This window comes from Pseudomonas sp. Soil_N_39 (assembly GCF_057655955.1).
In genome coordinates this window covers 35695-49638 of the sequence record NZ_JBDGLI010000027.1, presented here as the reverse complement: position 1 = coordinate 49638, position 13944 = coordinate 35695, and the positions used below count along the sequence as shown (strand labels likewise).

The 13944-nt window shown below is 59.7% G+C and carries 14 protein-coding genes; 4 read left to right on the top strand and 10 right to left on the bottom strand.

The features are described 5' to 3' along the window. Window positions 1-23: 23 nt before the first annotated feature. Both fabA and fabB read left to right on the top strand, forming a co-directional pair. Window positions 24-539 (top strand): 3-hydroxyacyl-[acyl-carrier-protein] dehydratase FabA, encoded by a 516-nt coding sequence (fabA, locus tag AC3A5O_RS27270; protein ID WP_003204400.1) that lies wholly within the window; start codon window positions 24-26, stop codon window positions 537-539. A gap of 11 nt (window positions 540-550) precedes the next feature. Then, on the top strand, window positions 551-1771 hold the full coding sequence (gene fabB, locus AC3A5O_RS27265; RefSeq protein WP_122565947.1) for a beta-ketoacyl-ACP synthase I: 1221 nt from the start codon (window positions 551-553) through the stop codon (window positions 1769-1771). A gap of 213 nt (window positions 1772-1984) precedes the next feature. On the opposite strand, the gene AC3A5O_RS27260 is transcribed toward fabB, so the two are convergent. Then, window positions 1985-2449: a DUF3859 domain-containing protein gene (locus AC3A5O_RS27260; protein WP_018610122.1), complete on the bottom strand. Its 465-nt coding sequence runs from the start codon at window positions 2447-2449 to the stop codon at window positions 1985-1987. Between the two features lie 133 nt (window positions 2450-2582). After that, window positions 2583-3599, bottom strand: a complete 1017-nt coding sequence (locus AC3A5O_RS27255; RefSeq protein WP_122565948.1) for an amidohydrolase family protein — start codon at window positions 3597-3599, stop codon at window positions 2583-2585. A gap of 126 nt (window positions 3600-3725) precedes the next feature. Here AC3A5O_RS27255 and AC3A5O_RS27250 point away from each other — a divergent pair, with 126 nt between their 5' ends. Beyond that, window positions 3726-4586: a pirin family protein gene (locus tag AC3A5O_RS27250; RefSeq protein WP_487753954.1), complete on the top strand. Its 861-nt coding sequence runs from the start codon at window positions 3726-3728 to the stop codon at window positions 4584-4586. A gap of 153 nt (window positions 4587-4739) precedes the next feature. On the opposite strand, the gene AC3A5O_RS27245 is transcribed toward AC3A5O_RS27250, so the two are convergent. From AC3A5O_RS27245 to AC3A5O_RS27230, 4 genes are all read right to left on the bottom strand, one after another. After that, window positions 4740-5468, bottom strand: a complete 729-nt coding sequence (locus tag AC3A5O_RS27245; RefSeq protein WP_122565950.1) for a dienelactone hydrolase family protein — start codon at window positions 5466-5468, stop codon at window positions 4740-4742. A 143-nt stretch (window positions 5469-5611) separates the two neighbouring features. Next, on the bottom strand, window positions 5612-7516 hold the full coding sequence (gene htpG / locus AC3A5O_RS27240; protein ID WP_060743152.1) for a molecular chaperone HtpG: 1905 nt from the start codon (window positions 7514-7516) through the stop codon (window positions 5612-5614). Between the two features lie 87 nt (window positions 7517-7603). After that, window positions 7604-8065, bottom strand: a complete 462-nt coding sequence (locus tag AC3A5O_RS27235; RefSeq protein ID WP_122565951.1) for a PaaI family thioesterase — start codon at window positions 8063-8065, stop codon at window positions 7604-7606. Continuing rightward, window positions 8062-8538, bottom strand: a complete 477-nt coding sequence (locus AC3A5O_RS27230) for a PaaI family thioesterase (RefSeq protein WP_122565987.1) — start codon at window positions 8536-8538, stop codon at window positions 8062-8064. Before AC3A5O_RS27230 ends, AC3A5O_RS27235 begins: the two co-directional genes overlap by 4 nt. A gap of 157 nt (window positions 8539-8695) precedes the next feature. On the opposite strand from AC3A5O_RS27230, the gene AC3A5O_RS27225 reads away from it, so the two are divergent. Further along, the gene (locus tag AC3A5O_RS27225) at window positions 8696-8947 is read left to right on the top strand and encodes a hypothetical protein (RefSeq protein WP_122565952.1); all 252 of its coding nucleotides are present in this window, start codon (window positions 8696-8698) and stop codon (window positions 8945-8947) included. A 69-nt stretch (window positions 8948-9016) separates the two neighbouring features. On the opposite strand, the gene AC3A5O_RS27220 is transcribed toward AC3A5O_RS27225, so the two are convergent. The 4 genes from AC3A5O_RS27220 to sucC form a co-directional block, all read right to left on the bottom strand. Next, on the bottom strand, window positions 9017-9754 hold the full coding sequence (locus AC3A5O_RS27220; protein ID WP_305467923.1) for a DUF599 domain-containing protein: 738 nt from the start codon (window positions 9752-9754) through the stop codon (window positions 9017-9019). Window positions 9755-10023: 269 nt separating this feature from the next. Beyond that, window positions 10024-11337 carry a branched-chain amino acid transport system II carrier protein gene (brnQ, locus tag AC3A5O_RS27215; RefSeq protein WP_122565954.1) on the bottom strand — a complete coding sequence of 438 codons (1314 nt, stop codon included), beginning with the start codon at window positions 11335-11337 and terminating at the stop codon, window positions 10024-10026. A 480-nt stretch (window positions 11338-11817) separates the two neighbouring features. Then, entirely contained in the window at window positions 11818-12702 is an 885-nt protein-coding gene (sucD, locus tag AC3A5O_RS27210) for a succinate--CoA ligase subunit alpha (RefSeq protein WP_014339581.1), read from the bottom strand. Next, a complete protein-coding gene (gene sucC, locus AC3A5O_RS27205) occupies window positions 12702-13868 on the bottom strand; it encodes an ADP-forming succinate--CoA ligase subunit beta (RefSeq protein WP_003179235.1) in 1167 nt (388 codons plus the stop codon). Before sucC ends, sucD begins: the two co-directional genes overlap by 1 nt. Between the last annotated feature and the right edge of the window lie 76 nt (window positions 13869-13944).

The following is a 13944-nucleotide window of genomic DNA, read 5'->3' as shown; positions in this document are numbered from 1 at the left end:
CATGGGACTATTGAGGAGCTCGCATGACCAAACAAAACGCCTTTACCCGGGAAGATCTGCTGCGCTGCAGTCGCGGTGAGCTGTTCGGCCCAGGTAACGCGCAACTGCCCGCCCCGAACATGCTGATGGTGGATCGCATCACCCATATCAGCGAAGAGGGTGGCAAGTACGGCAAAGGTGAATTGGTCGCCGAGCTGGATATCACTCCGGACCTGTGGTTCTTCGCCTGCCACTTCGAAGGTGACCCGGTGATGCCGGGCTGCCTGGGCCTGGACGCCATGTGGCAACTGGTCGGTTTCTTCCTCGGCTGGCAAGGCCTGCCGGGTCGCGGTCGCGCCCTGGGTTCGGGCGAAGTGAAGTTCTTTGGTCAGGTCCTCCCGACCGCCAAGAAAATCACCTATAACATTCATATCAAACGCGTCCTCAAGGGCAAGCTGAACATGGCCATTGCCGATGGTTCGGTAGCCGTGGATGGTCGCGAGATCTACACCGCCGAAGGCCTCCGGGTCGGCGTTTTCACCTCCACTGACAACTTCTAAGGGTTATCCGCATGCGCCGCGTCGTTATCACTGGTCTGGGCATCGTTTCGTGCCTGGGCAATGACAAAGAGACCGTCTCCGCTAACCTGCGTGCAAGTCGCCCTGGCATCCGGTTCAACCCGGAATATGCCGAAATGGGTCTGCGTAGCCAGGTTTCCGGCTCCATTGACCTTCCCCTCGAAGAGCTGATCGATCGCAAGATCTACCGTTTCGTCGGCCATGCGGCGGCCTACGCCTACCTGGCCATGAAGGACGCCATCACTGACTCCGGCCTGACCGAAGAGCAAGTGTCCAACCCGCGCACCGGCCTGATCGCCGGCTCGGGCGGCGCCTCCACCTTGAATCAGATGGAAGCGCTGGACATCCTGCGCGAAAAAGGCGTCAAGCGCGTTGGCCCATACCGCGTCACGCGGACCATGAGCAGCACCGTTTCCGCCTGCCTGGCCACGCCGTTCAAGATCAAGGGCCTGAACTACTCCATCGCTTCCGCTTGCGCCACCAGTGCCCATTGCATCGGTACCGCCATGGAACAGATCCAGATGGGCAAGCAGGACATCGTGTTCGCCGGTGGCGGTGAAGAAGAACATTGGAGCCAGTCGTTCCTGTTCGACGCCATGGGCGCGCTGTCCAGCAAGCGCAACGACACCCCGGAAAAAGCTTCCCGTGCCTACGATGCCGACCGTGACGGTTTCGTCATCGCCGGCGGCGGCGGCATGGTCGTGGTCGAGGAGCTGGAACACGCCTTGGCCCGTGGCGCGAAGATCTACGCGGAAATCGTCGGCTACGGCGCCACTTCCGACGGCTACGACATGGTCGCACCAAGCGGTGAAGGCGCCGTACGTTGCATGCAGATGGCCATGTCCACCGTCGACGCACCGATCGACTACCTGAACACCCACGGCACCTCGACCCCGGTCGGCGACGTCGCGGAAATGAAGGGTGTGCGCGAAGTGTTCGGCGACAAGGCCCCGGCCATCAGCTCCACCAAGAGCCTGTCGGGTCACTCCCTGGGCGCCGCCGGCGTTCACGAAGCGATCTACTGCATGCTGATGATGGAAGGCAACTTCATGGCCGGTTCGGCCAACATCGACGAACTGGATCCGGAAGTGGCCGACCTGCCCATCCTGACCAAGACTCGCGAAGACGCCACCATCAATACCGTGATGAGCAACAGCTTCGGCTTCGGTGGCACCAACGCCACCTTGGTATTGAAGCGCTGGCAGGGCAAGTAAGCCCCGCCGCTAACGCCACACACAAAAACGCCCCGACTGGTTCGGGGCGTTTTTTTTGCCTGCTTACACCACAAAGTTTCTGTGGAAAACGCCCTTGTGGGAGCGAGCTTGCTCGCGATGGCGCCGGGTCAGTCAGTATTGAAGTTGGCTGATCCACCGCTATCGCGAGCAAGCTCGCTCCCACACAAGCTCGCTCCCACAGTTGACTCCAATTCAGCGCACGACAAACCGCTGCTGCGTCAGCAACCGATCACCCTGGAACACCATGAACCGCCACTCCCCCGGCACCACTTCGTGGCTTTCGGTGAATTCGTAGGCCATGACATCCTGAGGCGCGCCGGGCACCAGTTTCTGGATGACCTCGAACTTGTCGTGGCGCACGCCATCGGGGGTGCGGATACCAGGGGTGAAGTACAACAGGGTCAACGGCTGGTCGTCTGCGACCTTGCCGGCCAACTGATAGCGCATGCCGAACTTGGTGCCCAGCTTCGCCGGCACGCTCTCGGTCTGGCGAATCTGCTCGTTGCTGCGCCGCAGGACCCGCTCTCCCGATTGCAGCTCCGCTTGCGGCCCTTCGAAGACGCCATATTCCACCGGGCCTTCGACACGGACTTCGGCCTGTGCCAGGCCGCAGGTCAACAACAGCGCGACCAGTGCGCTTGAACGGGTGAGGTGCATAGTGCGCTCCTTGATTGAGATGAGCGCGAGGGTATGACGCGGGCGTGACAGGCTGATGACAAAGCGATGTTGGTCTGTGGGAGCAAAGCTTGCTCGCGATGCCGGCACTTCAGACTTCAAGACCGCATGACCTTCATCGCGGGCAAGCCTTGCTCCCACACAACACCGAAAGGAAGTTATCCCGCGCCACTTTCCTCGCCACGTCTTCTGGCAAGGCATCGAGGAACGGATCGAAACTGCGCAGTTCCTTGCCCAACTGATTGAAACGCCCGACGACATCCGACCCCACCATGAAACGCTCAGGAAAGCGTTCCACCAGCTTTACCCACTCGTCCCGGGGCTTGCCCGCCTTGTCCAGCAAGTACGGCGTGAGCACGCTCCAGGACAGGTCTATGTACAGATTGGGGTAGGCCTCGAGCATGCGGCTCAGGGTCGGCAGCAGAAAATCCAAACGGGTCTGGTGGCGATGGATTTCCATACTGGTGCCGGCATGAGCCCAGATGAAGCGCGTGTGCGGGTGATTGCGCAGCGGCTCCTCGATTTCAGCCAGGTACAGCGGATTTCTCTCACGCTTGGAGGTGATGTTGGAATGCAGCATCACCGGCAGGTCGTTCTCGGCCGCCAAGTGATAGATCCGGGTCATGGCTTCGTTGTTGGCCCGCGGGGTATCGCCCGAGGTCAGCGCTGTCAGGTCGTCATGGCGGGTGAAGACCTCGCCGATGCCTTGCCACAAGCCCGGGTAGAGATCGAGCATGCGCTGGATGTGGGCGGCGGAGTTCTTGTCGTTGGGATTGAAGCCCGACAGGAACGGATGAAAGTGCTGGCGTTGCTCCTCGGTCAGCTTGCTCACTGCCGCCGCAACAATCACATCGGTGGCGCTGTACCAGTAGGCATCCGCGTCGTCACCGGCGTAATAACGTGGACGCTTGGGCTCGTCCTCATGCCATTTCTTGGCCACCGGCACACCGGAAATCATCACATGTTCGATGCGATTGTCCGCCATCGCCTGGAGCAGCTTGGGCATGCCGGCGGTTTCCTGAAAGAAATCGACGTAATGCAGGTGCGCATCGCTGTAGGCATATTCGCGGGCCACGGCGCTGCTACTCGAAACAACCAGCAGCCAGGCGAAGATCAAACGGGTCAAAGGCACGGGCAGTCTCCAGAAGCTATAAGCAACATAGACCCCCGCCGTCCCGCTCGGGTTCAAGGCGCATCTGCCGCCTCTGCCGGCGGCGGGTTATGCTTCGTGCGACCGTTGTTCAACCTGGAAGACAACATGACCACTCCCCTGACCGTTCGCCCCCGCGCCGAAGACGTAGAAGGCCAGCCGATTCTTCGCCCGCTGCCGTCCGCCAAATGCCGCAGCGTCGGGCCTTTCGTGTTTTTCGATCACATGCTGCAAACCACCTACCCCGCCGGCAAAGGCATGAACATCCGCCAACACCCGCATATCGGCCTGTCCACCCTCACCTATCTGTTCGAAGGCAAACTCCAACACAAGGACAGCCTGGGTTCCGATCAGGTAGTGGACGCCGGGGAGGTCAGTTGGATGACCGCCGGCAGCGCCATCGCCCACGTCGAGCGCACTCCAGAATCATTGCTGGGCAACGCTTTCGTCATGCACGGGTTGCAAGTCTGGCTGGCCTCGCCCAAGTCCCACGAACAAGGCCCGGGGCACTACAGTCATCACCCGGCACACAGCCTGCCGGTCAGCGAGAACCTGGGGGTCAGCATCCGCATGATCGCCGGGTCAGGCTTTTGCCTGGAATCGCCGGTGCCGGTGCTCTCGCCTACGCTGTATCCCGAACTGCACCTGCAGACCGCGACGACGTTGTTGATCCCCACTGAGCATGAAGAACGGGCCCTGTACGTGCTGAGCGGCGAGGCACTATTGGATGGCGAGCCGGTAGAAGCCCATTCCCTGGTGATATTGCCGACTGGGCAAGAGATGACGCTGTGTGCCGACAGTGACTGCCACGCCGTGCTGTTCGGCGGTGCGCCGCTGGATGGACCGCGACGGATCAACTGGAATTTCGTCGCCAGCGACCCGGCCCGGATCGATGAAGCCCGCCGGCGCTGGGCCGCTGGGGACTGGCCGACTGTGCCGGGGGAAAGCGAGCGGATCGAGCTGCCCTAGATTCAGGGTTGTCTGTCAGGCAGTCATCGCGAGCAAGCTCGCTCCCACACTGGATCGATGTCATTCACAAATGCTGTGAACACCTCGGTCAAATGTGGGAGCGAGCTTGCTCGCGATGGCTGTGTATCAAACAACAGAGATCCAGCCCCTATCTCAGTCCTTGAACACCTCACCCAACAAGTTATGCATCGACCGGAACGCCCGACCGGCGACCTTGGCGTCGTACATCATCTTGCCCGGCACATTGGCCTGCGGATCGGTAAACGAGTGCACCGCACCGCCATAGCTCAGCAGTTGCCAATCCACCCCGGCGGCGTTCATTTCATCCTCGAAGGCCGGTAGCTGCTCTTTCGGCACCAGCGGGTCGGAGGCACCGTGCATCACCAACACCGCGCCCTTGATGTTCTGCGCATCGGCCGGGTTCGGTGTATCCAGGGTGCCATGGAATGAGATCGCAGCCTTCAGCGGTGCGCCGGTACGGGCCAATTCCAGGGCGCAGCAGCCACCGAAGCAGAAACCGAACGTGGCGAGGTTCGACGCATCGACCTTTGCTTCACCCTGGCTCTGCAGTTGTTCGAACGCCGCCTGCATGCGCTTGCGCAACAAGGCTCGGTCGTTTTTGAGGGGCATCATCGCTGCCCCCGCTTCATCGGCGTTGCTCGGGCGCACCGCCTGCCCATACAGGTCAGCAATCAACACCACATAACCGTTGGCTGCCACCGACTTGGCGATCTCCTCGGCACCCGCCCCTACGCCCATCCAGTTCGGCGCCATCAACAAACCCGGGCGCGGGCCCTGTTGGTTGATGTCGTAGGCCAGGCGGCCTTCATAACTTTGACCATCGATCTGATAGACCAGCGAACGAACCGTAACCTGACTCATGACGGACTCCTCTTGGTAAATGCCTGAAATGCAACCGTGGGAGCGAGCTTGCTCGCGATTCGGTCCAACCCTCAACGATGAGTTGACTGATCGACCGTCATCGCGAGCAAGCTCGCTCCCACAAGGGACTTTCCTGCGTCAGATTAAGCTGACAGTTCAACCAACAGCTTGTTCAGGCGACGCACATACGCCGCCGGATCCTTCAAGCTGTCGCCGGCCGCCAGGGCCGCCTGGTCGAACAGGATGTGCGACAGATCGCCGAAACGCTCTTCGCTCTGCTCGTTGTCGAGTTTTTCCACCAGCGGGTGGGCCGGGTTGAATTCGAAGATCGGCTTGGAGTCCGGGACTTTCTGGCCGCTGGCTTCGAGGATCTGGCGCATCTGCAGACCCAGGTCCTGCTCACCGATAGCCAGGATCGCCGGGGAGTCGGTCAGGCGGTGCGAGACACGCACTTCACTGACGGCGTCGCCCAGGGCTGTCTTGATCCGCTCGACCAAGCCTTCCTTGCTCTTGGCGACCTCTTCGGCGGCTTTCTTGTCTTCTTCCGAATCCAGGTTGCCGAGATCCAGGTCGCCACGGGCCACATCGACAAAGCTCTTGCCATCGAACTCGTTGAGGTAGCTCATCAGCCACTCGTCGATGCGGTCGGTCAGCAGCAGCACTTCGATGCCTTTCTTGCGGAAAACTTCCAGGTGCGGGCTGTTCTTGACCTGTGCATAAGTTTCACCGGTCAGGTAGTAGATCTTGTCCTGGCCTTCCTTGGCGCGGGCCAGGTAATCGGCCAGGCCAACGATCTGCTCGCCATCGTCACCCTGGGTCGACGCAAAGCGCAGCAGGCCGGCGATTTTCTCTTTGTTGGCGAAGTCCTCGGCCGGGCCTTCTTTCATCACCTGGCCGAAGTTCTTCCAGAAGCTCTTGTACTGTTCGGGCTCGTTCTTCGCCAGTTTTTCCAGCATGTCCAATACACGCTTGGTCAGCGCCGACTTCATGGAGTCGATGATCGGATCTTTCTGCAGGATTTCCCGCGAAACGTTCAGCGACAAATCGTTGGAATCCACTACACCCTTGATAAAGCGCAGGTACAGCGGCAGGAACGATTCGGCCTGGTCCATCACGAACACACGCTGCACGTACAGCTTCAGGCCACGTGGCGCTTCGCGCTGGTACAGGTCGAACGGCGCACGGGCCGGCACGTACAGCAGCGAGTTGTATTCCAGCTTGCCTTCGACCTTGTTATGGCTCCAGCTCAGCGGGTTCTCGTAGTCGTGGGCGATGTGCTTGTAGAACTCCTGGTATTCCTCGTCTTTCACTTCGGTGCGCGGACGGGTCCACAGGGCACTGGCGCGGTTGACGGTTTCCCATTCCACTTCAGGCTTCTCTTCGCCTTCAGCAGCGGTGACTTCCTTCGGCAGCTCGATGGGCAGCGCGATATGGTCGGAGTACTTCTTGATGATGTTGCGCAGACGCCAGCCATCGGCGAACTCGTCTTCGCCGGACTTGAGGTGCAGCACGATGCGGGTACCGCGATCAGCCTTGTCGACGGTGGCGACTTCGAACTCGCCCTCGCCCTTGGACGACCAGTGCACGCCTTCGCTCGCAGCGAGGCCGGCACGGCGGCTGAACACTTCGACCTGGTCGGCCACGATGAACGCCGAATAGAAACCGACGCCGAACTGACCGATCAGGTGGGAATCTTTCTTCTGATCGCCCGACAGGTTCTTCATGAAGTCGGCCGTGCCAGACTTGGCGATGGTGCCCAGGTGCGTGATCACCTCTTCGCGGCTCATGCCGATGCCGTTGTCTTCAAGGGTGACGGTTTTCGCGTCCTTGTCGAAGCTCACACGGATTTTCAGCTCAGCGCCGCCTTCCAGCAGTTCAGGCTTGGAAAGGGCTTCGAAACGTAATTTGTCGACAGCGTCAGAGGCGTTCGAAATCAGCTCGCGAAGGAAAATTTCCTTATTCGAATACAGCGAGTGAATCATCAGGTGCAGCAGTTGCTTCACCTCGGTCTGGAAGCCCAGGGTTTCCTTTTGAGTTTCCACGCTCATGGTCATCAAACTCCAAGTGGATGGTGGTGTCCGCCTCGCTGAGATTGGCGGCGGGATGTCCTCAAGGTGGGGGCAACGCTGATGATTTCAAGGGCGATCCGGTTTTGATGGCTCCTGGATCTTGAAATGCGCCCGGGCGGTGGCGATGGGTTCGGCCTCGACGTCTTGCCAGGCGGTGATCGCAACGTTGGCCACCCGCCTCCCCTGGCGCCAGACCTGGCATTTGGCATAGGTGTCGCGAAACTGCCCGGTGCGCAGGTAATCCAGGGAAAAGTCGATGATCTTTGGCACCCCCGGCGTGCCGGTGGCGATCAACAGGTGAACGGCGGCCGACAGCTCCATGAAGCCGGCAATGACCCCGCCATGGATGGCCGGCAGTAAAGGGTTACCAATATTGTCCTTGTTGGCTGGCAGGCGAAACACCAAGTCATCGCCCTGGCGCGCGCATTCGACGCCGATGAGTTGGGCATAGGGGATCGAGGCGAGCAGCAGCGCGTAGTCGCCCTGCTCGCAGGCGCGACGCAGTTGTTCCTGGGTGGTATCGGTCATGGTTGGCCCACGGCGGTCATCGGGCTGGCCTTGCCCATCCCCTTGGCATGCTGGCCCAGGCGCATGAACGTGCCCACCACATGGGCAATGGGTTGCTCGGGGTCGTCCTGATAGGCGAAACCCCGGGTGAAGATCACGTCCGGGGTCACCCGATAGCATTGAGCAAAGCCGTAGACGTCCTTGTGGGGCTCGGCGGCGTGCATGTAGTCGATGCGCAGGTCGAGGGTCGGACAGACCTCGAATTGCGGCAGCACACACAAGGTCGACATGCCGCACGCGCTGTCCATCAACGAGGTCAACGCGCCACCGTGGATGATGCCCGTCAGGGGGTTGCCGACGATTTGCGGGCTGAACGGCAGGATGAGCGTTAGCCCGTCACGACTGGCGCTGTGCAACTTCAAGCCCAGCACCTGGCAATGCCGCAAGGCGGATAAAAAGCGCGTGGCACGCTCAAAAATGGGATCTTCAGCCATGTCCATCAATGCCCTTGTTCGTTTAGAGGCCTGGCAACAGCACGTTCGCTAAAGTTCCGCGACCGTGCAAAGTTATATATCTGTAGCAAAAGAGGAACTTAACCTGAGGGGGGTAGCTCAAAAGGCCAGTAGTTATTTCCATAAGGAGAAACACCCCATGCGTAAGACTTTTGCTATTGCCTTGATGTTGGCCGCCTCCCTCGGTCTCGCTGCCTGCGATAAAAAATCCGAGGACAAAGCTCAAGATGCCAACCAACACGCTGAGCAAGCTCAGCAAGACATGAACAAAGCACAGGATAAAGTGAACGACGCGGCGAAAGAAAACGCCGAAGCTGCCAAAGCTCAGGCCGAATCGAACGCAGCCGCTGCGAAGGAAGAAGCACCTGCTACCGCGCCTAAAACCAACTGATACGGTTTTAGTGACAAAAAGAAACCCGCCTGGTGCGGGTTTTCTTTTGCCTGGGATTTAGCTGATCGATCAGGCGGCCTCTTTACCCACTTCAGGCGCTGGCGCTTCCGTCGGGGTATAGACCATGACGTCCAGCACGTCGGAGTGAAACTCGCGCTGATACAAGACAAACACCACACCCGCACTCATCAGCATGAATAACCAGGGGCTGACGAACCACGCCAACATGGTCATGCCGAAATAATAGGCACGCAGGCCGAAGTTGAACTGGTTGGCCGCCATGGAGATCACCCGCGCCGCCCTGAGTGCAAAGGCCTTGCGCTCCTGTTCCGAGACATGCCGCTCACCGATCATCGGCGCCGAGCCAATCAGCACCGCCGCGAAGTTGTATTGGCGCATGCACCAACTGAAGGTGAAAAACGCGTAGACAAACACCAGCGCCAGGCACAGCAACTTGACCTCCGCCATGCCCTGGGAAGCCTGCTGCACCATGGGGATGTCCGCCAGCAACGATACGGCCCGATCAGACGCCCCAAGTACCGTCAGGATGCCGGCCAGAATAATCAGCGTGCTGGAGGCGAAGAATGAAGCGTTGCGCTCCAGGTTGCCGATCACGCTGGCATCGGCGATGCGGTTCTCGCGCAACAGCATGCGCCGCATCCAATCTTCGCGGTACAGGTGCATGACACTGGCCAGGCAGGCGGTATCGCGGGCCTTCCAGGTGGCGTAACGGGTGTAGCCCGCCCAGCAGATGATGAACCAGGCGGCGGCAAGCAGATGGATCAGGTTGGCTTGGATGAATGACATTCGATTTCCTGTGACGAAACTAATCTGTGGCAACTTGCAATGGACCCTGTGGGAGCGGGCTTGCTCGCGAATGCGGTGTATCAGACCGCACATTTGTAGCTGAAACACCGCATTCGCGAGCAAGCCCGCTCCCACAAGGTTTTGTGCAAGCCTTTCAAGACACTGCTTCGACGTTAGCCCACGAAAAAAGACACCGCACTCAAGAAAAATGCCCCGTATCGATTGATACGGGGCATTTCGGTTTTATCGGTGAAGCTGCTTGAAGCCGATCAGGCCAACGCTTCGCTGCGCTTGCCCAGCAGGCGATCACACACCACCGCGACGGCCAAGGTCATCACCGAAGGCACCAACCAGGCCAGGCCTTGTTCGCTCAGCGGCAAGTGGGCCAGTTGCGTCGGCATCCAGTCCGCCAGCCCGGCGCCCTTGAGCGCATCGATCAGGCCAAACAGGAACGACACCAGCATCACCGGACCAACGATGCGACCCTGCTCGTGCCAGAAGTCCTTGCAAAAGCTCAGGGCCACCAGGGCGATGCACGGCGGGTAGATCGCGGTGAGGACCGGAATCGAGAACGCGATCAGCTTGGTCAGGCCCAGGTTGGACACCAGCAGCGAAAAGGCTGCCAGGATCACGACCAGAGTCTTGTAGGACAGCGGCAGGACGCGACTGAAGTACTCGGCGCAGGCGCAGGTCAGGCCGACCGCGGTCACCAGGCATGCGAGGGAGATCAGTACCGCCAGGAAACCGCTGCCCAGGCTGCCGAAGGTGTGTTGCACGTAGGCATGCAACACCGCGGCGCCGTTGGTCGCGCCCGTGGCCACTTCGTGGCTGCCCGAACCCAGGCGGAACAAGCTGACGTAGACCAGCGCCAGGCCCACCCCGGCAATCAGCCCGGCGATGATCGCGTAGCGGGTGATCAAGGCCGGCGATTCGACGCCCCGGGAACGGATCGCGTTGACGATGACGATGCCGAACACCAAGGCGCCCAGGGTATCCATGGTCAGGTAGCCATTGATGAAACCTTGGGAGAACGGTGCCGCCACGTATTCGGGGGTCGCCACGCCGATATCGCCGGCCGGCAAGGCAAACGCGGCGATGCCGAGCACGGCCAGGGCGATGATCTTCAGGGGGGCAAGGAAACGTCCGACGGTGTCCAGCAGGCGACCCGGGTAGAGCGAGATGAAAAACACCAGCAGGAAATACACGGCGCTATAGAGGAACAGTGCCAGCGGGCTTTCGCCAGTCAACGGCGCCAGACCAACTTCGAACGAAACGGTGGCGGTACGCGGCGTGGCGAACAACGGGCCGACGGCCAAGTAGCACACCGCCGCCAGCAAGCCGCCGGCGATCTTGCCGATGGGGCTACTCAAGGCGTCCATCGCACCACCCACCTTGGCCAGTGCCACGACCGTAATGACCGGCAGCCCGACCGCCGTGATCAAGAAGCCCAGCGCAGCCATCCAGACATGAGGCCCGGACTGCAAACCGACGATAGGCGGGAAGATGATGTTGCCAGCCCCGACGAACAGGGCAAATGTCATGAAACCAAGCGCCAGGATATCCTGGCCTTTCAACACTTTCATTAAGGAAACCACACTACTGAATCGGAATTTAGAGAGGGATTTCCCTTATGGGTAGAGGGAAATGCTGCCGATCCGTATGGGATCGACCCGTTTAGCGCGGCGCTTCCTTGTAGGCAGCGGTCGCAAAAATGGCTGCTAGCCTAACGAATCTGGCGATAAAACGCACTGTAAAGGGGCAAACTATCCGATGCGCGACGTTCTTGTGTCGCGTTTACGTATCTATTTTTCCTCACAAAACCCTGTGGCAAGGGGATTTATCTGTGGGAGCAAGGCTTGCCCGCGATGGCATCAACGTGATCTGACAGATAGAACCGAGTCGCCTGTATCGCGGGCAAGCCTTGCTCCCACAGAGAGTTGTTTTCACAAAGCCTTGCTCCTACACAGTCTTGTTCCCACATGTCCTTGCTCCCACCGTGCCAGAAACGACAAAGGCCACCCGAAGGTGGCCTTTGTTGCTGGAACAAAAAAGTCAGCCGAAGCTTACTTCTTCATTTCCCAGCCAGTCAGCTCGGCCAGGGCCTTGCCGATGTCTGCCAGCGAACGCACGGTTTTCACGCCTGCGTCTTGCAGCGCAGCGAATTTCTCGTCTGCAGTGCCTTTGCCGCCAGAGATGATTGCACCAGCATGACCCATGCGCTTGCCCGGAGGAGCAGTCACACCAGCGATGTAGGAAACAACCGGCTTGGTCACGTTGGCCTTGATGTAGGCAGCGGCTTCTTCTTCAGCCGAACCGCCGATCTCACCGATCATGACGATCGCTTCGGTCTTCGGGTCTTCCTGGAACAGCTTCAGGATGTCGATGAAGTTCGAGCCTGGGATCGGGTCACCGCCGATGCCGACGCAAGTCGACTGACCGAAACCGGCGTCAGTGGTCTGCTTCACAGCTTCGTAGGTCAGGGTGCCGGAACGGGAAACGATACCGACCTTGCCTGGCAAGTGAATGTGACCTGGCATGATGCCGATCTTGCATTCGCCTGGGGTGATCACGCCTGGGCAGTTAGGGCCGATCAGGGTGATACCCAGCTCGTCGCACTTGACCTTGGCTTCCAGCATGTCGATGGTCGGGATGCCTTCGGTGATGCAGACGATCAGCTTGATGCCGCCGAACGCTGCTTCAAGGATGGAATCCTTGCAGAAAGGAGCTGGAACGTAGATCACGCTGGCGGTGGCGCCAGTGGCAGCTACAGCGTCTTTCACGGTGTTGAAGACCGGCAGGCCCAGGTGCTCGGTGCCGCCTTTGCCCGGTGTTACGCCGCCAACCATCTTGGTGCCGTATTCCAGGGCTTGCTGGGTGTGGAAACTACCTTGCGAACCGGTAATACCCTGGCAGATAACCTTGGTGTCTTTATTGATCAGGACGCTCATTATTTGCCCTCCGCAGCTTTAACGACTTGTTGAGCAGCGTCGGTCAGGCTGGTAGCAGCGATGATGTTCAAACCGCTTTCTGCCAGTACTTTAGCGCCCAGCTCAGCGTTGTTGCCTTCGAGGCGAACAACAACCGGGATTTTCACGCCGACTTCTTTCACGGCGCCAATGATGCCTTCGGCAATCATGTCGCAGCGAACGATGCCGCCGAAGATGTTGACCAGTACTGCGGCGACGTTGGTGTCGGACAGGATGATCTTGAACGCTTCGGTTACACGTTCCTTGGTAGCACCGCCGCCCACGTCGAGGAAGTTGGCTGGCTTGCCGCCATGCAGGTTGACGATGTCCATGGTACCCATGGCCAGGCCGGCACCGTTGACCATGCAGCCGATGTTGCCTTCCAGGGCTACGTAGTTCAGTTCGAACTTGGCAGCGTGCGCTTCGCGCGGATCGTCTTGCGACGGATCGTGGAAAGTCTTCAGCTTAGGCTGACGGTACATGGCGTTGGCGTCGATGTTGATCTTGGCATCGAGGCAGTGCAGATCGCCGTCGGCCTTGATCACCAGCGGGTTCACTTCCAGCAGTGCCAGGTCGTGGTCCTGGAACAGCTTGGCCAGACCTACGAAGATCTTGGCGAATTGAGTGACCTGCTTGCCTTCCAGACCCAGCTGGAAAGCCAGCTCGCGACCCTGGAATGGCTGTGCGCCAACCAGTGGATCGATGGTGGCCTTGAGGATTTTCTCAGGGGTATCGTGAGCGATTTTCTCGATGTCCACGCCACCTTCGGTGGAAGCCATGAACACGATGCGACGGCTCGAACGGTCAACGACAGCGCCCAGGTACAGCTCTTTAGCGATATCAGTGCACGATTCAACCAGGATCTTGGTGACTGGCTGACCGTTGGCGTCAGTCTGGTAAGTCACCAGACGCTTGCCCAGCCACTGCTGTGCGAAGGCTTTGGCGTCTTCTTTGCTGCGAACCAGCTTGACGCCGCCCGCTTTACCGCGACCACCGGCGTGAACCTGGGCTTTGACAACCCATTCGCTGCCGCCGATTTTGTCGCAAGCTTCTGCTGCCGCTTCCGGGGTGTCTACCGCGTAACCGGTGGATACTGGCAGGCCGTACTCAGCGAACAGCTGCTTACCCTGATACTCGTGAAGATTCATGCTTATTACCGTCTTCGTTAGGTACTGCGCATTCGGTGCTGCACCGTGCTGGTGCCGCACCACCTGTGACTGCTGC

Coding starts and splice junctions, on each gene's coding strand:
- brnQ (WP_122565954.1), bottom strand. CDS start 11,337: ATGAAAGTGTTGAAAGGCCAGGATATCCTGGCGCTTGGTTTCATGACA.
- AC3A5O_RS27220 (WP_305467923.1), bottom strand. CDS start 9,754: ATGTCATTCATCCAAGCCAACCTGATCCATCTGCTTGCCGCCGCCTGG.
- AC3A5O_RS27235 (WP_122565951.1), bottom strand. CDS start 8,065: ATGACCGATACCACCCAGGAACAACTGCGTCGCGCCTGCGAGCAGGGC.
- AC3A5O_RS27250 (WP_487753954.1), top strand. CDS start 3,726: ATGACCACTCCCCTGACCGTTCGCCCCCGCGCCGAAGACGTAGAAGGC.
- htpG (WP_060743152.1), bottom strand. CDS start 7,516: ATGAGCGTGGAAACTCAAAAGGAAACCCTGGGCTTCCAGACCGAGGTG.
- AC3A5O_RS27225 (WP_122565952.1), top strand. CDS start 8,696: ATGCGTAAGACTTTTGCTATTGCCTTGATGTTGGCCGCCTCCCTCGGT.
- AC3A5O_RS27245 (WP_122565950.1), bottom strand. CDS start 5,468: ATGAGTCAGGTTACGGTTCGTTCGCTGGTCTATCAGATCGATGGTCAA.
- fabA (WP_003204400.1), top strand. CDS start 24: ATGACCAAACAAAACGCCTTTACCCGGGAAGATCTGCTGCGCTGCAGT.
- AC3A5O_RS27230 (WP_122565987.1), bottom strand. CDS start 8,538: ATGGCTGAAGATCCCATTTTTGAGCGTGCCACGCGCTTTTTATCCGCC.
- fabB (WP_122565947.1), top strand. CDS start 551: ATGCGCCGCGTCGTTATCACTGGTCTGGGCATCGTTTCGTGCCTGGGC.
- sucD (WP_014339581.1), bottom strand. CDS start 12,702: ATGAGCGTCCTGATCAATAAAGACACCAAGGTTATCTGCCAGGGTATT.
- AC3A5O_RS27260 (WP_018610122.1), bottom strand. CDS start 2,449: ATGCACCTCACCCGTTCAAGCGCACTGGTCGCGCTGTTGTTGACCTGC.
- sucC (WP_003179235.1), bottom strand. CDS start 13,868: ATGAATCTTCACGAGTATCAGGGTAAGCAGCTGTTCGCTGAGTACGGC.